Below are 25331 nucleotides of genomic sequence, written 5' to 3' on the forward strand. Positions count from 1 at the left end.
CACTCCGCAGACGCGGCACCTCCACCTACTGGCCTGGCGGATGTGGGGCTGACACAACCGACCAAGAGATGCGAGAGTAGGAGCAGTCTTGCAATCCAGGCGCGCTGCTGCACTAGGTCGCCGCTATTCGAACTGGGGACAGTCACATGCGTACGTGTCCGGCCGTCCCATCTCGCCGCAAGGCGGAAGATCGAGTAGGAGCGGTCCTCAGGAATTCGCCTGAGCTTCGACGTCGGCCGCCTGACGAGCCTTCCAGCCCCACGGTGTCAGCTCAGCGATGCGCTCCTGCGGCGTTGTCGAGACCCGCTGGATCACGTCCTCGATGTAGGCGTCGGGCGGTACCTCGGCGAGCTTGCAGCTCATGGTGAGCGAGTAGAGCCGCGCGGCGACCTCGCCGCCACGTTGGCTGCCGAAGATCCCCCAGTTCTTCCTCCCGACGGCGACGTGGCGCAGGGCCCGCTCGGTGTCGTTGTTGTGGATCGGGAGGCGGCCGTCGCGAAGCATGGCCGTCAGCGGCTCGCGCTGATTGATGACGTAGCGGGCGGCTTTGCCGAGGCTGCCGCGCGCGCCGATCGATGCGTCCTCGTCGAGGGCGAAGACGACCTCGAAGATCGTCTCGAGTACGTGACGCGACCGCCGATCGCGGACCGTCGCGCGCAGTTGGGCGAGTCCGCCCAGCTCCAGACCGTCACGCTGCGCCCTGGCCACGACGGCGCGTTCGATCCAGAAGAGTCTCTGGATCGGTCGAAGCACGGCCGCGGCCTTCTTTTGGTTCGAGTCGAGCGCGTCGACGAATTTCCGTCGCGCATGGGCCCAGCAGCCCGCGCGCACGATGCCGTTGCGATCCGCGACCGGATTCACTCCGTCGTACCCGTCGGTCAGCAGCGTTCCGGACCAGTCACCGAGGAAGGCCGCGGGTTCTTTCGCCGACCGGTCGGGCCAGAAGTCGGCGAGGACCTTCTCCTCGGGACTGCCGCGAACGTTGCGCCAGGCCCAGAGCTGTCCTCGGCGGGTCCCCTTCTGGCCCTCCGTCTGGACCGCGATCGGCGTCTCGTCGGCCTGCAGGACCTCTTCTTCGAGGAGCTGGCGGCGCATCTCGCGCAGGACCGGCCGCGCGACGATCTCGTCGAGCCGCACCATGAGGTCCCACATCGTCTGCCGCGCGAAGTGGACGCCGTCGCGTTTGAAGATCGACTGGATCCGATTGAGCGGCAGGTGATCGGCGTACTTCGAAGTCGCCACGTGGGCGTAGACCGACGCCTCGTACTTGCCACCGTCGATGACGCCATCGGGCAGCGGCGCGACCTTGACGGTGTGGCCGTCCTTGCAAGCGTACTTCCGACGCTCGTAACGTTTCACGACGAAGCGCGCCGGGATCAGGTGGCCGCGCTCGGTTACCTCGACGCCAATCTCGTGCAGAGGTCCACTGCAGTCCGGGCAGCTGCGGTCCGCTTCGGGGACGTCGAGCGTCACCGTCTGGCGCGGGAGGTCCTCCGGGAAAGGCGCACGTCCGTGTCCCTTGGCGGGCTCGCGCTTCGGCTTGCGAGGCATCGCTGCCACTTCCTCCTCGAGCTTGGTCAGGAGGGCCTGGCTCGTCTCGAAGAGCCGCAGCTGGTTCGGGTCGATCGTTTCGCGGCGACGACCGAAGAGGTGTCGCTGCAGGTGGGCGAGTTGCTCCCGCAGCACGGCGATCTCTTCGCTCTTCGCGTCGATCGCCCGCTGCTGCTCCTCGACGGTGGAGTGCAGCGTCTGAAGCTGGGCATTCGCTTCGTCGATGTCCGTCAGCGGCGTCACGTCCGCAAACTTAGCCCAGCGAGTCTCGCGGTCAAGCGCCGATTAGCTCCTTCACCTCCGCTCTTTGCATCACCCGCCGGGCGCCGCGAAGATCGATGCCGTCGAGCACCAGCGCAAGCTCATGGCTCGCGAGCTCGTAGCTCGTCGCGTTGCCCGATGCACGATCGAAGACCTGGAAGCGACCACCCTCGAGTCGCTTCGAGAGCACCCAATAGCCTGAAGCCTCCCAGACCAGCGCCTTCATCATCGAGCGGCGCTTGTTGAAGAAGAGGAACAGGTGCCCCGATTGCGGGTCCTGGTCCACGACGTCGATCACCGCTCCGCTGAGCCCGTCAAAGCTCTTTCTCATGTCCACCGGCGTGCGACACACGAAGATCCGCACCTGCGGTGAGGGCGGAAAGCTCAGCATGACCCGAGCACGCCGAGCAGGCGACGAAGCGCAACCTCGTCGAAGTCACGCCGCACGCGCAGCGACAGACCAGAGGGCAGCACGAGCTCGATCAGGGTTGCGTCGGCGCCCTCCGTTGGGGCCGGCTCCTCGAGCCGAAGCTCGAAGAAGGGCTCCGGTCGAGGACGCATTGCCCGGCGACGTTCGGCCGCCCGAGCGTTGTAGAGGCTCCAGGGCTTCACTCCCTTGGAGCGGGCGAACGCGGCCAAGCTGACATCGGACCTGGAGTGCTCCTTCAGCAGCGCGAGTGCCTCCTCGGCCGGGACTGAACGGGGCACGGAGTTCGAGTTGGGGTTCATCCCGCGCAGCCTCCCGTCTCCCCACGGACGCGCAAGATGGGCTCACCGGACACGTACTCACATGCATCCTCGGCCCCATTGCCTTTCCACTCTTCGAGCAAATGTCCCGCCAGATTGCCCAGGCCCAACCCCTTCGCGCAAATGCTCCAGCACTCGTCTCCGACGCTGCACACAAAGTCGCATTTCGCCTTCCTCTTGATCCAGTCATGATGCGCACCCACAGTAAACTCCTCCCAGAGCGGTTGGAGCATCAAGACACCTGGAGCTGCATGGCGCTCGGGGAGCCGAATCGGAAGCCACTAAGGAAACGGCCAAACCCCTGCTCGCCCGCCCCTGGCTCCAGCGCCTCCGACCCGGCTAGGGCACGAGAACTGGGGCGAGCACAACCCGGAAGCCGTAGTAGTTGTTGTGGACGAGGCCGGGATCGACGTAGTACCGGTCCGCGGAGCGGCAGTAGGTCGAGTTGAAGGCCCAGCTGCCGCCCCGGAGGACCCGGTAGAGGCCGCCAGAGACGTAAGGGTCCGTCTTGGCCGAGGCCGTGTAGCTGCTGAAGCCGTCCATGCACCACTCCCACACGTTGCCGTGCATGTCGTAAAGGCCCCAGGCGTTCGGCGCGTAGCTGCCCACCGGCACGGTGCCGAGGGGGTTCTGGCAACTCGCGGGCGGCGACGAGTGGTCGGAGTAAGAAAACCTCGCTTGGTTGCAAAAGAGCGCAGGCCCGTAGTGGAACTCCGTCGTCGTCCCCGCGCGGCAGCCGTACTCCCACTCCGCCTCCGTGGGCAAGCGATACTGGTAGCCCGCAGGCACCTTGCCAAGGGCAGTCTGTTGGGCATTCAAGGCGTCGCAGTACGCCACCGCGTTGAACCAGATCACAGTTTCCACCGGCTTGTCAGCGCCCAGGTAGCCCGAAGGGTTGGTACCCATCAACCCTTGGTACTCCGCCTGGGTCACCTCGTACCGGCCCATCCAGTACGGCTGGCTGATCGTGACTTGGTGGACGGGCTGCTCGGTGCTCGATCCGTAGTAGGGTGCCCCGCCCGCCGCATTCGACCCCATCTGGAACGTGCCCGCCGGAATCGGCACCAGCCCTGAGAAGCTCGGCTCGGACAACGTGACCGCCAGGCCGTTGGTCAGACCCAGCGACGGAAATCCGACCGACTGCAGCAGCGATCCCTGCAAGTAGATCGTCAGTCCCGAAAGGGCGGGATCGAGCGGTACTGCGAGGTCGAAGCTGGCCGGCGCGGCCGCGCCTCCGTCCCAAGCGACGGGACCCAAGGTCGTGAACGGGTCGGGAGCAGCGAGGCTGAGCAGCACTTCCCCGAGCGCCCCCGGGAAGGCGAGCCCGAAGCCCGGCAGGACCGTGCCCGCGGGGAACGCCGGATCGGGCGCGGTAGCGAGGCTCAGGAACGCGATGGACGCGGGCGCGCTGGCCGAAGCGGTGTTCGACACCCCGACGCTGAAGCTCTCCCCCACCACGGGGAGCCCTGAGGTCACCACCAAACTGCCCGGCGGGTTGAGACCTGCGCCGTAGGGCATCACCTGGAATGCGGCCGCTTGGGTTGTGGCCAGGGCGCAAGACACGAACCCAAAGGCCGCGGCGCGGCCGAGGGCGGGGAATGGTCGAGTCATCGGGAAATCGCTCCGCGGAAGGGAAGCCGAGGGCCGTTCAGCCGGGGGCGACAGTAGCACCCCCAATCCCATGCAACCATGAACTGCAGGTTTACAGGCTGCCTGGTCTGGCTCGCCCTTGCGGGGGTAACCGTCCCTTGAAGCCCGCATGCTGCATCGGCGGCCCAGCGTCGAGAGTAGGCGTACGCTGCAGTGTGTCACGCGAGAGCTAGGCTCAGAGCCCGGCGAAGTAGGCCATCGCGGCCCGGCGCGCCACTTCGACCTCCGCTGCGAAGTGCACCTTCGGGCCGAGCGGGGTCAGCTTCGATACGTCGGGCTCCCGGCCGATGCGCAGCAGCACGTCGCGCAGGAGGCTCTGCACGTTCAGCCCGATCGCCCTGGTGGTCATCACCAGGCTCAGCATCACCTCGGCGGTCTCTCCGCCGCCCTCGGCCGGGAAGAACATCCAGTTCTTCCTCCCCACGGCGACGGGTCGCATTCCGCGCTCTGCGCGGTTGTTGTCGATCTCCAGGCACCCGTCGCTGGCGTAGACTCGCAGGGCGGCCCCGAGCTTCAAGCTGCACCTCAGCACAGTTGCCATCGGGCCAGCCGGGAGGACCTCGCCCTCCTTCAGCGCCATCCACGCGAACAGCTCGTCGAGCAGGGGCACGGTGTGCTTCCGGCGCACCTCGAGCCGAAGTTCGTCGCTCTGCTCGGCTCCCCTGAGGGTCAAGGGTCGTCTTGGTGAAGCTGGCCTTGGCACCCTTCGCGTGCTGAAGGGGAGCGTTCCGCCGCAGATGCTACGGCACGCACACCTCTACGATCTCGGCCCTGCGCTGGGCCAACAAGCGTGGGGGGACATCAGGCGGTGCCCGGCTCGAGCCGTGCCCGCTGCTCAGCGCCCGTTGCCCAGGACCACGACCTCGCGCCAGCGGTTCTTGTCCTCGATCCAGCACCTGCGTTCCCAGAGCACCTCGGCGCCCTCGGGCAGGGTCGTCGTCTCGAGAGCTTCGTCCAGCGTTCTGCGCGGGATGACGACGACCGCGGGGTCGGGGCCGTCGAAGAAAGCGGTGATCTGCGTGGCTTGGACCTTCGACGTGTTGGGCGAGTCGAGGTAGTAGAGCAGCGCGAACTGGCTGTAGTCGGACAGGCCGATCTGCAAGCTGTCCAGCCGGTCGGCGTAGCGCTCGCGCAGCAGCTCGGCGATCGCTTGGGGCGACTTGCCGGCGTCGAGTCGGCCTAGAGCGAAGGGCGTGAGCAGGGCCAGTGTCGCGAGGACCAGAGTCCCTGCGCCCGCCAGGGCCGGCACGTCGCGGCCGGCGCGGGCCGCGCGGTGGACGAGGAAGGCGCCGAGGGCCGCGACCGCGCCCGGGGCGAGGAAGGCCCAGGTGGCGATGGGCGCTCCAAGGAGGGACGGGCCGGCGATGATCACGGCCGCGGAGAAGAGGCCTCCGCCGAGCAGGTAGTTCGACCGCCAGCCGGTCCACAGGCGTTCGCCTCGCTCGAGGGCTCCGTCGATCCAAACGCCGATCAGGATCGCGAGGGCCGGGAAGAAGGGCAGCACGTAGTGCGCCAGCTTGGTCGAGACCAGGCTGAAGGCCACCAGCATCGAGACCACCCAGCCCAAGAGGAACTGCCGACGACGTCGCGCACGCTCGTCCTGGCCCCGCGCGCGCAGGGCCGGCACGAGGAACGGCGCCCAGACGCCGAGGCCGAGCCAGACGATCGGCAGGTAGACCGGCAAGAGCGCCAGGTAGGCCAGGGTGTTCCCGCCGCCGTGGCCCTGGAGCGGCGAGAAGATCGGTTGGATCGTGCGCACCCACACCAGCTCGTGCAGGTACGCGCCGTCGGTCTGGATCGTCGCCGGCACGGCCCACAGGGCGACCACCGCCAGGGCCAGGGCCGCGCTGGCCAGGGGCCGCATGCGTCGCAAGAGTCCGAAGTCGCGGGAGGCGACCACGTAGCCCACGAGCGCGAAGATCGGCAGGGCGGCGCCGAGCGGTCCCTTGGCGATCACGCCGAGCCCGGTTCCCAGGGCGAAGAGCCACCAGCCGCGCCGCTCGCGCCCGTCGATCGACTCCCACAGGCCGGTCATGGCGAGCACGACGCAGGCCAAGAGGGACGCGTCGAGCAGGGCGATCCGCATGGCGAGGGCGGGCAGCAGGCTCGTCGCCAGGGCGAAGCCCGCGAGCCACGCCGCGCGCGCGCTCACCATCCGCCGCGCCAGGGCCACGGTGAGTCCGATCGCGAGCAGGCCGAACAGGGCCGCGGGCAGCCTGGCGGCGAACTCGGTGCGACCCAGGCTGCCGATCGACGCCATCATCGCCCAGAAGGTGAGCGGCGGCTTCTCGAGCCAGGCCTCGCCCGCGACGACGGGCACGAACAGGTCGTGGCGCTCGAGCATGGAGCGCGCCGACTCCGCGTAGTAGCCCTCGTCGCGGTCGAGCAGCGACCAGCCGTAGAGGCAGGGCAGGGTCGCGCCGGCGAGGAGCAACAGGAAGGTCAGAGTCCGCGCGACAGGGCGCCCCGAAACCTGCGACGCATCGGAATCGACCGCCAGACGCCGCTGGGCGAGTCGTCCGAGCGCCACGGCGAAGGCGAGAGCCACGAGGCTCGCGAGTGCCACGCTCCAGATCATCGCGGGGAGCATAGCCAGGGAGGACTCGTGCCGGAGGCACCGCGTGGAATCGGCGGAGCCGATCGAATCCCGTGTGCCACTGCCCCCCCGCCCCTGGGAACACCGAGCGCGGACGTCCGTCGTCCGGCCCCAGCGGGTTCACATTCCCGAACGCGCCCGCTGCGCCGGCGCGAGTCGCCGCGGGCGCAGTTGCTAGACTCCCGGCCGCCCAACCCCGACCACGACACCGACGCGCGCCTGGAACCGCACCCGCCGGGCCACGCTGAGGTCGCGATTCAAACCGCCACGAGCCATACCTTGACTCAGCCGATAGACGCGGGCCCCCAGGCGGATCCGTCGCAAGCCTCTCCCCTCCCGCGGCTGATCAAGCGGCTGCTGCGAGGGGTCGCCCTCGCCCTCGCGGCGCTCGTCGCCTTCGCCGGCGCGTGGTACTTCAACCTGCCGCAGCACCTCTTGCGGATCGTCGGCTCGAGCGAGGTGCAGGCGCGGCCCCAGAGCGCCGCGACCCTCGCGCCGTCGCCTGCCTCCCTGGCTCTGCGCGTGGTCAGCGCGAATGTGGAGTGCTTCTACTGCGAGGCGAACTGGGACGAGCGCTCCGCCTCCACCGCCGGCTACCTGGGCGGGCTCGCAGCCGACCTGATCGGTCTGCAGGAGCTCGTCACCGACCGGGACCTCGAAGCGGTGGTCCCCACCACCGGCGACTACGAGCTCGTCGTGCCCCGCATCTTCGGCCAGGCCTACGGGGACGCCGCGATCCTGTTCCGCGCCTCGCGCTTCGAGCTGCTCGAGTCCGGGGTCGTCTGGCTCGGCCGCAACCAGGGCCTGCCCCTCTCGGCGGGCTGGACCGTAGGCCTGCCGCGCTACGTGAACTGGGTCCTGTTGCGCGAGCGCGACAGCGGCGCCGAGCTGATCTTCGTCAACACCCACTTCGACCCGAATCGCCCCAACAAGGACGCCTCCGCGCCGATCTTCCACGAGGTCGTGACCGCCCTCTCGGCCCGCGCGCCGGTGATCGCCACCGGCGACTTCAACACCTGCACCGACGCGGAGCGCTTCGCGATCGTCTGCGCGCCGCCGATCCGCGACACCCACGCCATCGCCTCGGCCCAGGGCGGCGAGGTCGACGCCGGCGGTTGGAGCGATGCCCTCGACATCGACCTGATCGACCACGTGCTGGTCGCCGCCGACGCGGTCCAGGTCGTCGCGTGGCGGGTGGACGACTCGGACCCCGATCGTTCCGACCACCCCTACGTGATGGTCGACCTTGTGCTGGGCACCGAGCGCGCGTCCGGACCGAGCTCGCAGGACTGAGCCGAGTCCACGATCGGAGCTCAGCCGCTCGGGCGTGCCCCACCGCCACCCGTCGGCCCTACCATCTCCCCATGGACGACTTCGACCCGCGCCCCTCCGACCAGTTCACCTTCGGCCTGTGGACCGTCGGCAACCCTGGCCGCGACCCGTTCGGCGAGGCCGTGCGCGAGCCCATGGCGCCGACCCACATCGTCGCCAAGCTGGCGGAGTGCGGGGCCTACGGGGTCAACCTGCACGACAACGACCTGGTGCCCTTCGGGGCCTCGGCCGCAGAGCGCGACCGCATCGTCGCCGACTTCAAGGCGGCCCTCGAGGACCACGGGATGGTCGTGCCCATGGCGACCACGAACCTGTTCGGCCACCCGGTCTTCAAGGACGGCGCCTTCTCGGCCAACGACCCCAAGGTGCGCGCCTTCGCGATCCGCAAGACCATGGACGCGATCGACCTGGGCGTGGAGCTGGGCGCTTCGACCTACGTCTTCTGGGGCGGGCGCGAGGGCACCGAGGCCGACGCCTGCCGCGATCCGCGCGAGGGCATCAAGCGCACGCGGGAAGCGATGAACTTCCTGTGCGAGTACGTGCGCGATCAGGGCTACGACCTGCGCTTCGCCCTGGAGGCCAAGCCGAATGAGCCGCGGGGCGACATCTACTTCGCCACCACCGGCCACATGCTGCACTTCATCGAGACCCTCGATCACAAGCAGATGGTCGGCGTGAACCCCGAGGTCGCCCACGAGACCATGTCGGGTTTGTCCTTCGTGCACGGGGTGGCCCAGGCCATGGAGGCCGGCAAGCTGTTCCACATCGACCTCAACGGCCAGCGCATCGGGCGCTACGACCAGGACCTGCGCTTCGGCTCCGAGGACCTGAAGCAGGCCTTCCTGTTGGTGCGCCTGCTCGAGGGGACCCTGGGCGGCGAGCGCTACGAGGGCCCGCGCCACTTCGACGCCCACGCCTACCGCACCGAGGACGAGGCCGGCGTGTGGGACTTCGCGCGGGGCTGCATGCGGACCTACAACATCCTGCGCGCCAAGGCCCGGGCCTTCGACGCGGACCCGCAGGTGCGGGAGTTGATCGCGGAAGCGCGGGACGAGGGCGTCCAGGCACTCACGCGCAGCTACTCGAGCGAGAACGCGGCGGCCCTGCGCGGGCTCGAGCTCGATCCCGCGGGCCTCGCGCGCCGCGGTCTGGGCTACGAGCGGCTCGACCAGCTCATGTGCGAGCACCTGATGGGCGTGCGCTGACGTGGGGGGCCAGGGCCTCACGATCGGAATCGACGTCGGCACCCAAGGCACCAAGGGCTTGGTCCTGAACCTCGCCAGCGGCGAGGTCCTGGTGCGCGCGAGTGCGTCCTACGGCTTGATCGAGGGCTTGGCGCCCGGCGCGGCCGAGCAACATCCCGACACCTGGCTGAAGGCGACCCAGGTCGTCGTGGCCAGGCTGCTCGAGAGCGTGGATCCGGGGCGCATCGTGGGCATCGGCGTGTCTGGACAGCAGCACGGCTTCGTGCCGCTCGACGCGCGGGGCGAGGTGATCCGGCCGGCGAAGCTGTGGTGCGACACCGCGACCACGGTCGAGGCGCGCGAGCTGTCCGAGCGCTTCGGGCACCACCTCCCGGTGGGCTACACGGCCTCGAAGATCCTGTGGCTCGCTCGCCACGAGCCCGAGCACTTCGCGCGCCTGGCCCACGTGCTGCTCCCCCACGACTGGATCAACTTCCAGCTCACCGGACGCATGACCATGGAGGCCGGCGACGCTTCGGGGACCGGGCTGTTCGATCCGCGCGAGCGCCGCTTCGCGTCGCAGGCCCTGGAGGCGTTGGGCGAGCTGTGCGAGTCGCGATCCTCCATCGCCGATCTGCTCCCGCCCTTGATCGGCCCCTCCGACCTGGCCGGCGAGGTCGATCGGCGCGGCGCGCGGACCTTCGGCTTGGAGCCCGGCGTGCCCGTGTCCGCGGGCGGCGGCGACAACATGATGAGCGCCATCGGCAGTGGCGCCACGCGGCCCGGCATCGTCGTCGCGAGCCTGGGGACCTCCGGCACCGTGTTCACCCACGCGACCGAGCCGATCGTCGACCCCGAGGGCCTGATCGCGCCCTTCTGCGACTCGACCGGCGGCTGGCTGCCGCTCTTGTGCGTGATGAACGCGACCGGCGTCACCGAAGAGGTGCGCACCGCGTTCGGCTACGACGGCGCCGAGGGCCTGGCTCGGATCACTCGAGAAGCCGAGCGCGTCCCGATCGGCTGCGACGGGGTCACCTTCCTGCCCTACCTCGCGGGCGAGCGCGTGCCCGACCTGCCCCACGCCAGGGGAAGTCTGCTCGGCCTGCGCCCGGGCTCCCTGCGCCCCGGCGTGTTGTTCCGTGCCGCCCTCGAAGGCACGAGCCTCAACCTGGCCTGGGGCGTCGAGCGCATGCGCGCCCTCGGCGTGCCCGTCGACACCGTGCGGCTCGTCGGCGGCGGCGCGAACTCGCCCCTGTGGCGCCAGATCCTCGCCGACGTGCTCGACGCGCCGGTCACGGCCCTGGCCGAGCCCGAATCCGCCGCCCTCGGCGCTGCGATCCAGGCGGGGTGTTCGAACGACCGATCGGGCACTGCGCCGAATGGCGTCGACGCCCTGGCCAGCGCCCTGGTGCGCGTCGCCGACGCAACGACCGAGCCCGCGCCGGCCTCGGTCGCGCGCTACCGCGAGCTGGGCGTGGCCTTCAGGGCTCGGGTGCTCGAGGTCAACGCGCCACCCGGGTCCCCGTCAGCGTGATCTGGCCTCCACCTCCTCGTCGCGCGCCTGTCCCAGGGCGCTGGACACGAGGCCCGTGGGCACCGCGACCACGCCCAGGCCGAGCATCAGCACGATCACGGCGAAGAGCCGCCCGCCGGCGGTGACGGGGTAGACGTCGCCGTAGCCGACCGTGGTCAGGGTCGCGACGGCCCACCACAGGCCGTCGAAGACCGAGGCGAACACCTCGGGCTGGACCGGGTTCTCGAAGTAGTAGATCCCAACCGCGGCGAAGTAGATCAGGATCGCCGCGGCGAACAGGAACAGGACCAGCTCCTCGCGCGCGATGGCGAAGGCCCGGTGCATGCGCTTGAGCGCCCGGCTGTAGCGCAGCAGCTTGAAGGCCCGCAGGAGGCGGAACAGGCGCAGGGCCCGCAGCGAGCGCATGTCCACGCCCAGCGACAGGTAGAAGGGCAGGATCGCGAGCAGGTCGATCACGCCGTAGAAGCTCGTCGCGAAGCGCAGCCGGGGCTTCGCGACTGCCAGGCGCAGGGCGTACTCGAAGGTGAAGACGGCCACCGAGCCCGCTTCGATCCAGTCCAGGATCCGCTGGGCGCGAGGCGTGAGGTCGGGCAGGGTCTCGATCGAGAAGGTCACCAGCGAGATCAGGATCAGCGCCTGGATCACGAGGTCGAAGATCCGACCGGCGCCGGTCTCGTTGTGCTCGACGAGGTGCGCGAGGCGCGAGGTGCGGTTCGGGGTCACGTCTGCTCCTGAGTCACGCTGGGATGCTTCGTGGTCCGGCGCAGCGAGCCGGGAGCCGCGCGGGCGAAGGGCGCGATGATCCTGGCGTTCGCGCCGGCTGCGGTCGACGGTGAAGATCGGGCGGGCGAGTCGCGCCCCTTCGACGGTGATCCGCGGACCGGCCGCCAGCCCCGTGTCGACCTCCGAGCCGAGGGGTCAGGTCGGAGGCGCGCCCGATGAAGCCTCCACCTCCCGGTGCCCGACTCCGCGGCCGCCGGCTCCGCACAGCCCGATCCGAAACTTCGCGTTTCACCCGTGCGCCCGTCCCCGACGGGTCTCTCCGGAAGGCATCGGCCCCACCGCGGGCCTACAGTCCATTCCAGAGCACGAGCGAATCGAGAAGCGTGATGAGAGCAAAGAACATCGTGGCCGCGGCCCTGGCGCTGGGTGCGCCGGCCCTGGCCCAGAGCGGACAGGTCACCCCCTACGGCTGCGGCACCAACCCGGCCGGTTCCCTGAAGGTCACCGCCGGAGCTCCGGCCGTGGGCCAGAGCTTCGAGCTGACCGCCCTCGACGCGGCGGGCTCCCTGCCGCCCGGGTCGGTGGCGTCGATCCTGCTGTCGGGCGCGCCCCTGGCCCTGCCCTGCGGCGTGAGCCTGCCGGGCTTCGGTCCCGGCGACACGGCGGGCGCCCTGTTGATCGGCCTGGGCGGCAACATCCTGGCCAGCTCCGGCCCCCTGCCGATGGTCGGCGGCGACGCGGCGGTGTACCCGTTCGCGGTCCCCGGCAACCCGGCCCTGGCCGGCTTCAAGGTCTACGCCCAGGCGCTGATGTTCGACCCGGCGGGATCGGACCAGTACCTCAGCGAAGCCCTGGCGATCACCCTCGGGGGGACCGCCCAGCCGAACCTGACCCTGCGCTCGGTCAGCACATCCGACCACGTGATCGCCCCGGGCGAGAGCACGGTGCTGCACGTGGTGGTCCGCAACGAAGGCGGAGCACCCAGCGCCCCGACCACCGTCGAGGTCTGCAACGCGGCGGGCAAGTGCGTCAGCGGCGACGTGCCCGCCCTTCCGGCGGGGACGTCGCTGGTGCTGAACCTCTCGGTGGGCTGGAACCTCTTCGAGCCCTCGAACAACCCCAACTTCTTCACCGCCGTCATCGACCCCGACGGGAAGGTCGCCGAGTCCGACGAGTCCGACAACGCTCACACCGCGGTCAAGCCGCTCATGGTCGTCGAGCCGATCCTGGTCTCGCCGGTGGTCGAGATCGACCACGACGAAGTGCTCACGATCGAGAACGGCGTGCTCACCAGCTACCAGCGCAAGGACTACCCCCAGGGTGCTCCGGTGGAGCTGGACGTCCCGGTCGACCCGAACAAGGGCGGCACGAACCCCGCCAACGGGCTGATGGAAGCCCTGGGCCAGGGGCCCGCGCCGGCGCCCAAGGTCGATCCGAAGTTGCAACAGCTCGAGCAAGCCCTCGAGCAGGGCCAGCAGATCGACTACGTGGTCAAGTACCGCCACCAGGTGCCGATGCCGCGGCTGCCCGACTTGACCGCCGAGCTGGAGCGCTTCGGTCCCGACAACATGGCCGCCTTCGAGCTGCGTGCCGCCATGTTCGAGGGTGTGCGCCGGGCCCGGCGCAACGCCGCCGCGGAGCTGGTCCAAACCATTCAAGGCCAGTTCGGCGCCCAGGTGCTCGAGCACTACGCCCTCTGCGGTTCGATGCTGGTGCGCGCGCCCAAGGGCCTGTTGCAGTTCCTGAACCAGTCCGACGACGTGCTCCACGTCGAGCGCGTGCTGGAGGACGAGTCGACGCCGCCCGACAGCGTGGCCGACGGCCGCGACCTGATCGACACCGACGCCTACTTCAACGGCGGCGCCACGGGTGTCAACTACACCGCCCTGCTCGACTCGGGCATCCGCTCCAGCCACACCCTGTTCACCGGCCCCGACCACATCTACTTCGAGGAGGACTGCGTCTATGGCAACTCCAGTTGCGCCGACACGGGCAACGCCAGTTACGACCCCGACGACGACTTCTGGGACCACGGCACCTCCACCGCGGCGATCCTGACCGGCAACTCCGACCTGGGCAACGACAGCCGCGGCGTCACCGCCGGTTGGGTCGACTCCTGGAAGGTCTACAACTCGGCGGGCCTCAACACGACGGCCGTGCTGCGCGGCTTCGACGAGGCGGTCTACTGGGGCGACAAGGTGATCGTGTGCGAGATCCAGTCGACCCAGAGCGAGACCGGCTCGATCGCCGATGCAGCGGACGATGCCTTCGAGGCCGGCTGCTGCGTGATCGCGGCCAACGGCAACTACGGGCCCGGCCTGGGTACCGTGGCTTCGCCGGCCAATGCCCACAAGGCGATCGGCGTGGGCGCCTACGACGTGGACTCGCTCGTGAACGAGAGCTACGTCAGCCAGGGTCCGACCGGCGACGACCGCTACAAGCCCGACCTGCAAGCGCCGACCAACACGGACACGGCCTCGAACATCAGCTCGACGACGATCAACAACTTCGGCGGGACTTCGGGCGCCACGCCCTACGCCGCCGGAGCCGCGTCGATCTTCGCCGACTGGTTCGGTCTGGGCGCCCTGACCGAGGTCGCCGCCGGCAAGGTCTACGCCGGCTTGCTGGTGGGCGGCACCAGGGAGTGGGACACGCCCTTCAACAACACCGAAGGCGTGGGTCGCTTCGCCCTGCCGCTGAACGGGACCCTCTACACCGGCTCGCGGACCCTCTCCAACGGTGACAACGCCTACGTCACGATCAACGTGCCCTCGACCGCCGACACGGTCGAGGTGGCCATCTGGTGGGCCGAGAAGCCCGGCTGGACCCACCGCGACATGGACGTCTACATCCAGCGCCCCGACGGGACGACCTCCGACTCGAGCCTCTCGGTGCCGTCGGTGTTCGAGCGGGTCAAGGTCAACAACGCGTCCTCGGGCAACCGCGACATTCGCATCCACGCCTACAGCGTCCCGTGGTTGAAGAACCAGACGGTGTACTACGCGATCCACGTGCACTGATCGCAGCGCACGGATCGAGGTTGCCCGCCTCGGCGGCCAGCCACCAGCCGGCCCGGATCGCCCCGCGCGATTCGGGCCGAGCTCGTTCAAGGGGCCGGGTCCATCGCGCCCAGCGGGGGCGGGTCGGTTCGAGCGCTTGGACGGAGGCCCGCGGGGGGTAGAGTCCGCGCGGATGGCTGTCTCGACCTCGAGCCGCGCGCTGCTCCTGAAGCGCTCGCCCTACGGCGAGACCTCGCTGGTGGTCCAGGTCCTGACCCGCGACCACGGCCTGGTCTCGCTGCTGGCGCGCGGGGCCTACCGGCCGACTTCGCGGTTCTTCGCGGTGCTCGACCTGTTCGACACCCTCGAGTTGGAGTGGCGGCCGCGGCGCTCGAGCGATCTGGCCCTGCTCGTGTCCGGTGACCGACGCGTCCTGCGCCGATCCATCCCCCGCGACCTGGAGGCCTACCGCGCCGGGCTCGCCGCCCTGGAGGCCGGCCAGTTCGGGGGCCGCGCCGGCGCGCGGGACCACGAGCTCTACGACCTGCTCGAGTCGACCCTCGATCGCCTCGACGCGGCCCCCGTCCGGGCGGACCTCGAGTTGATCGTGTTCGACCTGCGCTTCCTCGCCTCCCAGGGGCTGGCTCCGGCCCTCGAGGCCTGTGCCGCCTGCGGGCGACCGGCGCCGGTGCCCCACGATCCGCGCGAGAAGACCGCCTTCTCCGCCGAGCGCGGCGGGCGCCTCTGCCGCCACTGCGCGCTGGCGGCGCGGGCCGAGGGCGCGCGGGTGGGCCTGCTTCCGGCCCAGGTCCTGGTCGCCGCGGCGCTGATGGGACGCGAGGGCGCGGACGCTCTCCGCGACCGGGGGCTGGAGTCGTTACGGGCCGCCGTGCGAGACTTCGTGGAGCGCTTCCTCGAGTACCACCTCGAACGCAGGCCCAAGGCCAGGCGCCGACTCCCCCGCCCCAGGCGCCGGTCGGGCGCCCTCGCCGCGCCGACCGCTGACGACCATGCCGAGCGTTCCCACGATCTCCCCCCGTCTTGACCGGGCCGGCTGCCCGCGCCCCGCGAAGACCCTCCCGTCCGCCGCCCTGTGGGCCGTCGTGGGTCTGTTCATGCTGGCCAGTTGCGCCGGTCCGGGCCGCATCAAGGGCAGCAGCAGCGACCTGCCGCGGCCGACCGGCAACCTCGACCAGGACCTGGTCCAGCCCCAGATCGACGCCATCGGCTCCGACCTCCAAAACGGCGCCGCCTGGGCCGCCGCGCGGCGCGCCGCCGCCCTGCGCCGCTCCCAGGTCCTGAGCCCGGACGACCGGGACGTGGTCGAGGGCCTCTTGGAGGTCTCCCTGGAGACCGCCGCGGCGGTCACGGACGACTCCGACATCTTCGACGCCTTCGACGACCGCGAACTGTCGCGCCGCGCGAAGGCGATCCTGGTCATCGGCGAGGCGCGGGCCCTGTTGGGCGAGGACGAGCCCAATGAGGCCTTCATGGCGGTGCGACGCTTCGAGAAGCAGTCCCCCGGTCACCACCTGCGCTCCGAGGCCGGCGACATCATCTACGAGGCCGGCATCCGCCTGTCGACCTCGAAGAAGCGCACCCTGTTCTTCTTCAAGAAGTCGGGCTACGCACCGCAGATCCTCGAGTACCTGGTGCTCAACCATCCCTCGCACCCCGCCTGCGGCGACGCCTACGCGACCCTGGCGAACATCTACGAGAAGAACGGCTCGACCGAGCTCGCCATCGCGCGCTACGAGGACCTGCTGCTCTACCACCCCAAGAACTCCGAGGCGCCGCGGGCCGAGGCCACCATTCCGCGGCTACGCCTGGGCCTGCACCTGCGCGACGACTACGACCGCAACAGCCTCAAGCGCGCCCGGCGGGAGCTGGAGCAGTGGTTGGCGCGCTACGCCCAGAGCGGGATCGACCCGTCGATGTTGGCGCAGGTCCAGGACGACCTGGCCGACTGCCTCGGGCGCCTGGTCCACAACGACCTGATCGTGTCGCGCTTCTACCGCCGCGTCGACGAGCCCTACGGCGCGAGGTTGCACGCCCTGCGGGCCCTGGGCCTATCGCGCGAGGTCGGCGCCCAGGACTACACCACCCAGGCCGAGGAACTGATCGCCTGGGCCGACGCCGAGCTGGCCGAGCGCAACCTGCCGGCCCCGGCCGAGGCCGAGAGCGAAGCCCTCGCCACGGAGAATCCGGACCTCGAACCGTGAGACAGCCGATCACCCTCCTCTTGGCCGCCATCGCCAGCCTGGCCCTGACCGCTTGTGGCTGGCGGGCGGGCCTGCCGACCCCCGACGGGGCGCGAACCCTCGGCGTCGCCTTTCCGGGCAACGATTCTTGGGTCCGCGACATCGAGGTCGACCTCGGGCTCGCCCTCTCGGAGGCCGCCCTCGAGCGACTGTCCTTGGAGCCGGCCGCCGCCGACCGGGCCGATCTGGTCATCAGCGGTCGCGTCGACGAGGTGCGTGGCCGCGCCGGCATCCGCAGCCAGGACAACGTGCTGCTCGAGACCGGGACCGAGATCCTGGTCAGCTTCGAGCTGCGCGATCGCCGCAGCGGCGAGCTGCTGGGCCGCTCGGACCGGTCCATCGAGGCGGGTTTCCTCGTGCCCGAGGCCACCAGCCCCCTGCGCGCCCCCGAGTTGCCCGAGTCGCGTTCGCGGGTGATTCGCAACCTGGCGGAGGGCCTGATCCTGGATCTGTTCGCGCCGCCGTCCTACGAGGATGAGGCTTCGTCGGGCCAGTCCGGCCCCGAGCCCACATCACCTTCGTCCGACTAGTCGAGCGTCCCCGGGGTCCTCCCACGTCGGCCCGCGGCACGGGGTCATCCCAGCGGGGGTGATTCCTGGGCCCGGACCTGCGAAGATCCGTGGCGTCGATCGAAGACGGCGCCCATCCCCGTCGGCGCCTCTCACAGGCTTCTGAGTCCCCCGGGCCCAAATGACCCGTATCGGGGACCCCTGTAGCCCTGAGGGCGCCCCTGAGGCGGCGATGGGCCCAAGTCTGACGCCGTGTGCGACGATCGACCGACGGGGCACGCCCCTCCACCATGAGCCAAGAGAAGAGCACCGAGCCCGACAAGGGCCGCCAGTCGCGCTACGGCCCGTTCCTGGTCTTCCTGTTCGTCCTGATCATCGTCCTGGTGGTCGTCGGCGGCGGGAGCGTGAACCAGCCGGAGGTGCTCAGCCAGGACGAGTACCTCTACCAGCTCCACAGCGGCACGGTCGCCTCCCAGGAGTTCCGCGGGACTTCCGAGGGCTCGACCGTCATCGAGGGCGAGTTCCAGCGCCCCTCCGACCCGGATCCGAAGCTCTTCCGGGTCGAGTTCGCGGACGCCGCCTCCCGCGAGGACGAGTTCCGCGAGGTCAAGGCCCGCAAGTACCAGTCGGTGGATCCCGATGGACTGCGCCAGGGCCTGGCCGGCGGCTACTACACCGTCACCCGCGGCACCTCGATCACGACCTTCAGCGAGTTCCACGAGCCCCAGCTGCCGCCCCGTCGGCCGGGTGAGCGGCTCGAGACCGAGCAGACCGAGGACATCGTTCACCAGCGCCCGGCCGACCGCCTGTTCGTGGAGGTCGTGGCCAAGTCCGCGGACTCCTGGCAGGGCCTGGCCCAGCCCGACTTCCCGCTGCCGAAGGAGTCCGGACACGTCTGGCTCGACGTGCGGCTCGACGACGAGGACGACCTGGGCTCGCTCTTGGGCGTGGTCACCGCCGGGGGCACCCCCCTCGAGCGCCTGAACCTCGAGCTGACCAAGGACAAGGGCACGACCTTCTCGGACGCCTCGACCTGGGTCGGGACCTTCCTGCTGATGATCGGCCCTTGGCTGCTGATCCTCTTCTTCCTGCTGTTCTTCATGCGCCAGCTCCGCTCCCAAGGGGGCGCCGGCGGCGTGATGAACTTCGGGCGCAGCCGCGCCCAGATGTACACGAAGGAGAACCGCACCAACATCACCTTCGACGACGTGGCCGGCGCCGAGGAGGCCAAGTCGGAGGTGCGCGAGATCGTCGAGTTCCTGAAGAACCCGGGGCGCTTCCAACGCATCGGCGGGCGCATCCCGCGCGGGGTGCTGCTCAACGGCCCCCCCGGCTGCGGCAAGACGCTGCTGGCCAAGGCCATCGCGGGCGAGGCCGAGGTGCCCTTCTTCTCGATCAGCGGTTCGGACTTCGTCGAGATGTTCGTCGGCGTCGGCGCCAGCCGCGTGCGCGACCTGTTCAAGCAGGCCCGCGAGAACAGCCCCTGCATCATCTTCCTGGACGAGATCGACGCGGTCGGTCGTCGCCGGGGCAGCGGCATGGGCGGCGGCCACGACGAGCGTGAGCAGACGCTGAACGCGATCCTGGTCGAGATGGACGGATTCGCCACGGACGAGGGCCTGATCATCGTCGCGGCCACCAACCGGCCGGACGTGCTCGATCCGGCGCTCCTGCGCCCGGGCCGCTTCGACCGCGAAGTGACGATCGACCTGCCCGACTACGAGGGACGCTTCGCGATCCTCGAGGTGCACCTCAAGAAGGTGCAGCACGAGCAGGACGTCTCGGTCGGCGTGTTGGCGCGCTCCACACCCGGCTACTCCGGCGCCGATCTGGCGGCGATCGTCAACGAGGCCGCGATCATGGCGGTGCTCGACAAGCGCGAGCAGGTCAGCCTCGAGGACCTCGAGGAGGCCCGCGACAAGGTCCGCTACGGCCGGCAGAAGATCTCGCGCACCATGGAAGAGGAAGACCGCAAGGTCACCGCCTACCACGAGGCCGGCCACGCCGTGGTCGCCTCCGTGCTCGAGGACACCGACCCGCCCCACAAGGTCACCATCGTCCCGCGCGGGCGCGCCCTGGGTGCGACGATGATCCTGCCCGAGAAGGAGAGCTACCACACCCAGCGCAAGCGTCTGCGGGCCCAGCTGGCGATGCTCTTCGGCGGTCGCATCGCCGAGGCCGAGTTCTGCGGGGACATCTCCGCGGGGGCCTCGGACGACATCCGTCGCGCCACGGAGCTGGCGCGGGCGATGGTCACCGAGCTCGGCATGAGCGACGCCATCGGGCCGATCAACTACGCCGACCGCCAGGGCTCCGACTTCCTCGGCACCGAGTTGGGTCGCGGCAAGAACCACTCCGAGGAGACCGCCCGGGAGATCGACCACGAGGTGCGTGCGATCCTCGATGCGGCCTACGCCGAGGCCGAGGCGGCGATCCGCGCCAACGCCGGAGCGATGCACGCTCTGGCCCAGGCGCTGTTGCGCTTCGAGACCATCTCGGGTCGCGAGGTGATTCAACTGGTCGAGGGTGTCTCCGTCGACAACCTGCGTCCGGAGCCCGAGCCCGAGCCCATCGACACCGGCAAGGCGGCCCAGCCGTCCACGCCGACCCCCGAGAAGGCCCGCGACGAGGGCGAGCGTGGCGGTGAGATGACCGGAACGCCCGGCCTTTCGCCCGCCTGATCGAGAGCGATGACGGCGGACACGGCACGGTCGGGAAGGGTCCACGGCGCGCGAGCCCTGCGACTCGCCCCCCGCGCCGTGGGCCGCGACCTGTCGCAACTCGCGAGCGAGGGCCTGGTGCGCCTGTCCTTCGACGAAGCGGGGCTCGAGCCCTCGGCCCGTCGCGCCCTCGAGGTCGCCGCCCTGGCGCGCCGCGACGGCCCCGGGACGCGGCGCACGCTGCTGTTGCCGCGCGCCCGACTGGAGCGGGAGGACGCTGCCGACGAGGGTCTCGACGAGCTGCTCGCCGCCTGGGACGCCGCGGCCTCCCCCTGCCCCGCTCCGCAACTCGTCGGCGTCTTGAACCTGACCCCGGACAGCTTCTCGGACGGTGGCGAACTCGACGGGCCCGCGGCCGCCGTCGCGCGCGCGCGGGCGCTGCTCGAGGCCGGCGCCGACCTGCTGGACCTTGGCGGTGAGTCGACGCGCCCGGGCGCCGAGCCGATCTCGACCGAGGTCGAGCTGGAGCGCGTCCTGCCCACCCTGCGCGCCCTGGCCGACGCGGGCCTGGGCCCGATCTCGATCGACACGCGCCGCGCTCCCGTGGCCGCCGCCGCCCTCGCGGAGGGCGCCACGATCGTCAACGACGTCGAGGCCGGGACCCGCGACCGCGAGATGCTGCCCCTGGTAGCCGAGTCGGGCTGCGGCTACGTGGCCATGCACATGCGCGGGGATCCGCGGGACATGCAGCAGGCGCCGCGTTACACCGACGTGGTGGCGGAGGTGACCGAATTTCTGCGCGCGCGCCTGGCCGCCTGTGACGAGGCCGGCATCGACACCGAGCGCGTGTGGCTCGACCCCGGCATCGGGTTCGGCAAGACCCTGGAACACAACTTGGCCCTGTTGGCCCGCCTGAACGAGCTGCGCTCCCTGGGGCGACCCCTGTTCGTGGGCGTGTCGCGCAAGCGCTTCATCGGAGTGCTGACTGACGAGCGCGAACCCGCGCGACGGGCCTTCGGCACGGCCGGGGCCATCGCGGCCTGCGTCGCCGGCGGGGCCCAGTGGCTGCGCGTGCACGACGTCGCGCCGATGCGCGCGGCCGCGCGCGTGGCGGCCGCCGTTGTCGGGAGGTCTGCGCCGTGAGCTTGACGGCCTCCTGGATCCTCGAGCTGGTGCTGGTCGGCGCGGCGATCTACCTGTTCCTGCGCGTGGTGCGTCGCAGCCGCGGCAACCGCCTGGCGCGCGGGTTGATCGTCGCCTTCCTGCTGGGGGCGGTGGGCCTGTTCGGACTGACCGAGCTGCTCGAGCTGGAGGAGCTCGGCTTCCTGCTCGGCCACGTGACCGGCTACGTCTTGGTCGCCCTCGCCATCGTCTTCCAGCCGGAACTGCGGCGCGCGATCTCCCAGCTCGGCGAGAGCCACTTCCTGGTCGGACCCAGCGCGCGCCTCGCCCATCAGACCGTCGACGACCTGGCCGCCGCCGCGCGCGGCCTGGCCAAGCGCCGTCACGGCGGCCTGATCGCGGTGCAGTGCGAGTCGTCCCTGCGCCCCTGGTTCGAGAAGGCGGTGGCCGTGGACGCGCCGGTGTCGCGCGCGCTCTTGCAGAGCATCTTCCAACCCGGGGGCATGCTGCACGACGGCGGCGTGGTGATCCGCGAGGACCGCATCGTGGCGGCCCAGTGCATCTTCCCCCTGTCCGAGAGCTCCGGCCTCTCCGCCTTCAGCGGCACGCGTCACCGCGCGGGGCTCGGCCTCTCCGAGGAGACGGACGCGCTCGCGATCGTGATCTCGGAAGAGACCGGCCGCATCACCCTGTTCCGCAACGGGCAGCGCGTCGGCCCGGTTCCGCCCCAGGAGCTCGACCACGTCCTGCGCGACCTCCTGGGTCTGGGCGCTTCCGGTGAGGCGGCCGCGGGTCAGCGCTTCGGCCTGGCCCCGATCTTCGCGGCCCTACGCGGTGACCTCACCTGGCTGGCCCTCTCGACCGCCGTCGCCGCCGCCATCCTGTGGGTCGTGCACGGGCAACTCGAGAGCAGCCAGCCCCTGTCCATGACCCTGCGATTGGCCGGTCCCACCGACACCTCTCCGGCCAGTTCGGGCGAGCTTGTGCTGCGGATGCCGGACGAAGGCTGGCTGCTCTCGACGGGCGGCGATGCGCCCACGGTGAACCTGACCCTGGGCGGTACCCGGCGTCAGATCGACCGCAGCGGCGTGCGCCTGGCCGGGGAGTGGAAGGTCCCCTCCCCCACGCCCGAGCAGCTGCCCCTGGATCTGCGACTGGTGAACTGGCGCGGGCGCGAACCCGGCCTGGAGCTCGAATGGACCGACGGGGAGCCACCGGTCGCCGAGCTCGAGCGCGTCCGCAGCCAGACCTTCGACCTGAGCCCCGAGCACCTGCCGATCGACGCCAGCGGCCTCGACCGGCGCTTCACCTGGGACCTGGCCGCCACGCAGATCCGGCCGCGTCAGGTGACCCTGCGCGGACCGGAGAGTGCCCTGGCGGAGCTGCTCGACGATCCCGACGCCGACCTCCTGGCGCCCCTGACCCTGCCCGCCGACAGCCGCGGCGAGGTGACCCTGCGGATGGTCCTGTCGCCCGAGTTGGTGGCGCGCGGGGTGCTCCTGGCCAACGCCGAGGAAGTCGAGGTCGAGCTGCTGATCCGCCCCTCGACCCGCGACGCGGGCACGGTCGAACGGGAGATCGCCGTGGGTTGCCTGGACCCCACCGTCGCCGCGCAGATCGACGAGTGGGCCATCGAGCTGCACGCGCGCACTGCCCGCCTGCGGATCGAGACCACGGGGCTGGTCCCGGCCGACACCAGCCCCGGCTCCGCCGCCGAGCTGGAGCGGGTCCAAGCCATCCGACGCTTCGTCGAGGACGCCGTCCACGTGTACGTCGACCTGGCGGAGTTGCCCGACGACGGCAGCAGCCAGAGCCTGCCCGTGCGCGTCACTTTGCGCCGAAACTGGCGCGACTCGCTTGCCGAGCTGGGGCTCGACGACGCTAGGCTCACGGGCGAGGAAGACCTCGTCTTGAAACTCGAAAGCGACCCCTACGTGTTCCTGACCCCCGTTGCCGGCACCGCCGGTGAGTCCGACAGCGACGACAGTTGAATGGGTGGTCGCAACGCTGATGGTCGCCCGAGGCTGTTCGGGACCGACGGGATCCGTGGCCGCGCCGGCGAGGGCTGGCTGCGCGAGGATCGTGCCGCGGTGCTCGGTCGGGCCGTGGCCGCGGTGCTGGGCGAGTCCCTACCCGGCACGCCGCGCGCGCTGATCGGCCACGACGGCCGGCGCTCCGGGCCCGGCCTCCTGGCGGCGATCGGCCACGGCATGGCCGAAGCGGGATTCCATGTGGACGGCGTCGGCCTGATCACGACTCCTGGGCTGGCGGTGCTGACCCGCGACGGCGACTACGCCGTCGGCGTGATGATCAGCGCCTCCCACAATCCGGCCCACGACAACGGCATCAAGATCTTCGACGAACACGGGGGCAAGCTCGGCGACGACGTCGAGGACGCGATCCAGCGCTACGTCGAAGCCCACGGCGAGCCCGTGCGGGAACGACGGGGAGCGCGGCACGGCGAGGCCGTGCTCGAGTCGAAGTACGTCGAGTACCTGCTGCGGATCGCGTCGGACCTGGACCTGAGTGGTCTGCGGATCGTCCTGGACTGCGCCAACGGCGGCGGCAGCCACGTGGCGCCGCGGACCCTCGAGGCCCTGGGCGCCGACCTGACCCTGATCGCCGCCGATCCGGACGGGGACAACATCAACCGCGACTGCGGATCGACCAAGCCCCAGGCCCTGCAGGCCGCGGTGATCGAGCTCGGCGCCGACCTGGGCGTGGCCCTGGACGGCGACGGCGACCGCTGCGTGCTGGTCGACGAGCGCGGTGAGCTGGTCGACGGCGACGCGATGCTGACGCTGCTCGCCATCGACGCCAAGCAACGCCGCCTGCTCACGGGCGACGCGATCGTGGCGACCGTGATGAGCAACAAGGGACTGCACAAGGCCCTTTCTGAAGCGGGCGTCGGCGTGCACACCGTGGGCGTCGGCGACCGGCGCGTGGTCGAGGGTCTGCGCCAGCACGGCCTCAGCCTGGGCGGCGAGCAGTCCGGCCACGTCCTGTTCGAGGTCGATCAGGATCCCGGTGACCAGCGGCCCTCGGCCCTGATCGGCGACGGGACCCTGACGGCCCTGCGGGTGATGGCGGCCATGCGTCGCGCCGGTACGTCCCTTTCGACCCTGGCCGGCACCTTCCGGGCCTTCCCCCAGGTGCTCGTCAACCAGGTGGTGGCCGACAAGCCGCCCTTCGAGGAGCTGCCAGGGGTCCTGGACGAGGTGCGCCGGATCGAGAGCGAGTTGGGCGACGAGGGCCGCGTTCTGCTGCGCTACTCGGGCACCGAGTCCCTCGCTCGGGTGATGGTCGAGGGCCCCGATGAGGCGCTGATCCTGTCCTACGCCGACGGCCTGGCCGCGATCATCGCCGCTCGAATCGCGGACCGATGAGCGGCCCGAACTTTGGGCCCGATGCGGGCTCGTCCATGGGTCGCTCGAGCGACCCACAGGGCGGCGACCCCGAGCTACTGATCGCATTCGAGACGTCGACCCGCGCCCCCAGCGTGGCCGTCGCACGCAGGGGCGGTGAGATCCACACTGCTTCGCTCGAGGGCCAGCGCGCCCATGCGCGCGACCTCTTGCCGACCCTGGCGCGGCTGCTCGAGTCCATCGACGCAAAGGTGGGCGATGTCACCGCCATCGGCGTGGGCCTGGGCCCCGGGAGCTTCACCGGTCTGCGCGTGGGTCTCGCCACGGTGCTCGGTCTCGAGCGTGCCCTGGGAGTGCCCACGGTCGGCGTGGCGTCCATGGCCGCGGCGGTCTTCGACCACCTGGCACCCGGCGCCGTCGGCGGACAGCTACTCGATGCCCGCGGCGGTCGCGTCTACCTCGGTGCCTTCCGTCGTCAGGGTGACGGCTTGGCCACGGTGCAGGAGGTCTGCGCGCCGAAGCCGGCGGAGCTGCGGACGCTGCTCGCCGCCGAGCCCTGGTGCGCCACCGATCCGCGGCCGACGCTGTTCATCGACGACGACGCGCGGCGCGCCGCCGGCGACGCACTCGGGGACGGCGAGTCGGGGCCCCGCGTCGCCACAGGAATCGCGCCACGCGCCGAAGCCGTCCTGAGACTCGCCCGCGACGAACTCGTCCGCGGGACCGCCGCTCCTGCTGGCAGTCTGCGGCCGCTGTACTTGGCTCGATTCGGCGAATAGACGCCCAGGACAGGCCCGGTAGCCCTCGGACGCTGCGGGTGGAGATCCGTCGAGCCGT

19 protein-coding genes are annotated in these 25331 nt (G+C 70.6%); 12 read left to right on the top strand and 7 right to left on the bottom strand.

Going from position 1 to position 25331, the window contains the following annotated elements:
• Positions 1-207: 207 nt before the first annotated feature.
• From tnpC to Pla133_RS17475, 6 genes are all read right to left on the bottom strand, one after another.
• On the bottom strand, positions 208-1794 hold the full coding sequence (tnpC, locus tag Pla133_RS17450; protein ID WP_145066460.1) for an IS66 family transposase: 1587 nt from the start codon (positions 1792-1794) through the stop codon (positions 208-210).
• Between the two features lie 31 nt (positions 1795-1825).
• Positions 1826-2203 carry an IS66 family insertion sequence element accessory protein TnpB gene (tnpB, locus tag Pla133_RS17455; protein WP_145066462.1) on the bottom strand — a complete coding sequence of 126 codons (378 nt, stop codon included), beginning with the start codon at positions 2201-2203 and terminating at the stop codon, positions 1826-1828.
• On the bottom strand, positions 2197-2520 hold the full coding sequence (locus tag Pla133_RS17460) for a hypothetical protein (protein WP_145067572.1): 324 nt from the start codon (positions 2518-2520) through the stop codon (positions 2197-2199). The genes tnpB and Pla133_RS17460 overlap by 7 nt, the downstream gene beginning before the upstream one ends.
• A 378-nt stretch (positions 2521-2898) precedes the next feature.
• The gene (locus tag Pla133_RS17465; protein WP_419191665.1) at positions 2899-4170 is read right to left on the bottom strand and encodes a formylglycine-generating enzyme family protein; all 1272 of its coding nucleotides are present in this window, start codon (positions 4168-4170) and stop codon (positions 2899-2901) included.
• A 214-nt stretch (positions 4171-4384) separates the two neighbouring features.
• Positions 4385-4882, bottom strand: coding sequence for an IS66 family transposase (locus Pla133_RS17470; RefSeq protein ID WP_419191666.1), 498 nt, complete (start codon positions 4880-4882; stop codon positions 4385-4387).
• A gap of 162 nt (positions 4883-5044) precedes the next feature.
• Entirely contained in the window at positions 5045-6787 is a 1743-nt protein-coding gene (locus tag Pla133_RS17475; RefSeq protein WP_419191667.1) for an ArnT family glycosyltransferase, read from the bottom strand.
• Positions 6788-7084: 297 nt separating this feature from the next.
• Here Pla133_RS17475 and Pla133_RS17480 point away from each other — a divergent pair, with 297 nt between their 5' ends.
• From Pla133_RS17480 to xylB, 3 genes are all read left to right on the top strand, one after another.
• Positions 7085-8098, top strand: a complete 1014-nt coding sequence (locus tag Pla133_RS17480) for an endonuclease/exonuclease/phosphatase family protein (protein ID WP_145067580.1) — start codon at positions 7085-7087, stop codon at positions 8096-8098.
• A gap of 71 nt (positions 8099-8169) precedes the next feature.
• Positions 8170-9342 carry a xylose isomerase gene (xylA, locus tag Pla133_RS17485; protein WP_145067582.1) on the top strand — a complete coding sequence of 391 codons (1173 nt, stop codon included), beginning with the start codon at positions 8170-8172 and terminating at the stop codon, positions 9340-9342.
• Between the two features lies 1 nt (position 9343).
• Positions 9344-10855: a xylulokinase gene (xylB, locus tag Pla133_RS17490; RefSeq protein WP_145067584.1), complete on the top strand. Its 1512-nt coding sequence runs from the start codon at positions 9344-9346 to the stop codon at positions 10853-10855.
• Here xylB and Pla133_RS17495 read toward each other — a convergent pair.
• Complete coding sequence (locus tag Pla133_RS17495; protein ID WP_145067586.1) at positions 10847-11578, bottom strand: ion transporter; 732 nt, start codon at positions 11576-11578, stop codon at positions 10847-10849. The two genes, xylB and Pla133_RS17495, sit on opposite strands and share 9 nt — an antisense overlap.
• A 386-nt stretch (positions 11579-11964) precedes the next feature.
• Here Pla133_RS17495 and Pla133_RS17500 point away from each other — a divergent pair, with 386 nt between their 5' ends.
• From Pla133_RS17500 to tsaB, 9 genes are all read left to right on the top strand, one after another.
• A complete protein-coding gene (locus tag Pla133_RS17500; protein ID WP_419191668.1) occupies positions 11965-14598 on the top strand; it encodes a S8 family serine peptidase in 2634 nt (877 codons plus the stop codon).
• A gap of 172 nt (positions 14599-14770) precedes the next feature.
• Positions 14771-15622 (top strand): DNA repair protein RecO, encoded by an 852-nt coding sequence (gene recO / locus Pla133_RS17505; protein WP_145067590.1) that lies wholly within the window; start codon positions 14771-14773, stop codon positions 15620-15622.
• Positions 15588-16799: a hypothetical protein gene (locus tag Pla133_RS17510; RefSeq protein ID WP_145067592.1), complete on the top strand. Its 1212-nt coding sequence runs from the start codon at positions 15588-15590 to the stop codon at positions 16797-16799. Before recO ends, Pla133_RS17510 begins: the two co-directional genes overlap by 35 nt.
• Positions 16796-17368, top strand: coding sequence for a hypothetical protein (locus Pla133_RS17515; protein ID WP_145067594.1), 573 nt, complete (start codon positions 16796-16798; stop codon positions 17366-17368). The genes Pla133_RS17510 and Pla133_RS17515 overlap by 4 nt, the downstream gene beginning before the upstream one ends.
• Before the next feature lie 269 nt (positions 17369-17637).
• On the top strand, positions 17638-20028 hold the full coding sequence (gene ftsH / locus Pla133_RS17520) for an ATP-dependent zinc metalloprotease FtsH (RefSeq protein ID WP_419191669.1): 2391 nt from the start codon (positions 17638-17640) through the stop codon (positions 20026-20028).
• Between the two features lie 9 nt (positions 20029-20037).
• Positions 20038-21150 carry a dihydropteroate synthase gene (gene folP, locus Pla133_RS17525; RefSeq protein WP_145067596.1) on the top strand — a complete coding sequence of 371 codons (1113 nt, stop codon included), beginning with the start codon at positions 20038-20040 and terminating at the stop codon, positions 21148-21150.
• Positions 21147-23120: a diadenylate cyclase gene (locus Pla133_RS17530; RefSeq protein WP_419191670.1), complete on the top strand. Its 1974-nt coding sequence runs from the start codon at positions 21147-21149 to the stop codon at positions 23118-23120. Before folP ends, Pla133_RS17530 begins: the two co-directional genes overlap by 4 nt.
• Positions 23121-24515, top strand: a complete 1395-nt coding sequence (gene glmM, locus Pla133_RS17535) for a phosphoglucosamine mutase (RefSeq protein ID WP_145067600.1) — start codon at positions 23121-23123, stop codon at positions 24513-24515.
• Complete coding sequence (gene tsaB / locus Pla133_RS17540) at positions 24512-25273, top strand: tRNA (adenosine(37)-N6)-threonylcarbamoyltransferase complex dimerization subunit type 1 TsaB (protein ID WP_145067602.1); 762 nt, start codon at positions 24512-24514, stop codon at positions 25271-25273. The genes glmM and tsaB overlap by 4 nt, the downstream gene beginning before the upstream one ends.
• Positions 25274-25331: the final 58 nt, after the last annotated feature.

The sequence above is a fragment of the Engelhardtia mirabilis genome, assembly GCF_007748095.1.
In the GTDB taxonomy this organism is placed as follows: Bacteria; Planctomycetota; UBA1135; order UBA1135.

Coding starts and splice junctions, on each gene's coding strand:
- tnpB (WP_145066462.1), bottom strand. CDS start 2,203: ATGCTGAGCTTTCCGCCCTCACCGCAGGTGCGGATCTTCGTGTGTCGC.
- Pla133_RS17465 (WP_419191665.1), bottom strand. CDS start 4,170: ATGACTCGACCATTCCCCGCCCTCGGCCGCGCCGCGGCCTTTGGGTTC.
- Pla133_RS17475 (WP_419191667.1), bottom strand. CDS start 6,787: ATGATCTGGAGCGTGGCACTCGCGAGCCTCGTGGCTCTCGCCTTCGCC.
- xylA (WP_145067582.1), top strand. CDS start 8,170: ATGGACGACTTCGACCCGCGCCCCTCCGACCAGTTCACCTTCGGCCTG.
- Pla133_RS17500 (WP_419191668.1), top strand. CDS start 11,965: ATGAGAGCAAAGAACATCGTGGCCGCGGCCCTGGCGCTGGGTGCGCCG.
- recO (WP_145067590.1), top strand. CDS start 14,771: ATGGCTGTCTCGACCTCGAGCCGCGCGCTGCTCCTGAAGCGCTCGCCC.
- Pla133_RS17510 (WP_145067592.1), top strand. CDS start 15,588: ATGCCGAGCGTTCCCACGATCTCCCCCCGTCTTGACCGGGCCGGCTGC.
- ftsH (WP_419191669.1), top strand. CDS start 17,638: ATGAGCCAAGAGAAGAGCACCGAGCCCGACAAGGGCCGCCAGTCGCGC.
- folP (WP_145067596.1), top strand. CDS start 20,038: ATGACGGCGGACACGGCACGGTCGGGAAGGGTCCACGGCGCGCGAGCC.
- glmM (WP_145067600.1), top strand. CDS start 23,121: ATGGGTGGTCGCAACGCTGATGGTCGCCCGAGGCTGTTCGGGACCGAC.
- tsaB (WP_145067602.1), top strand. CDS start 24,512: ATGAGCGGCCCGAACTTTGGGCCCGATGCGGGCTCGTCCATGGGTCGC.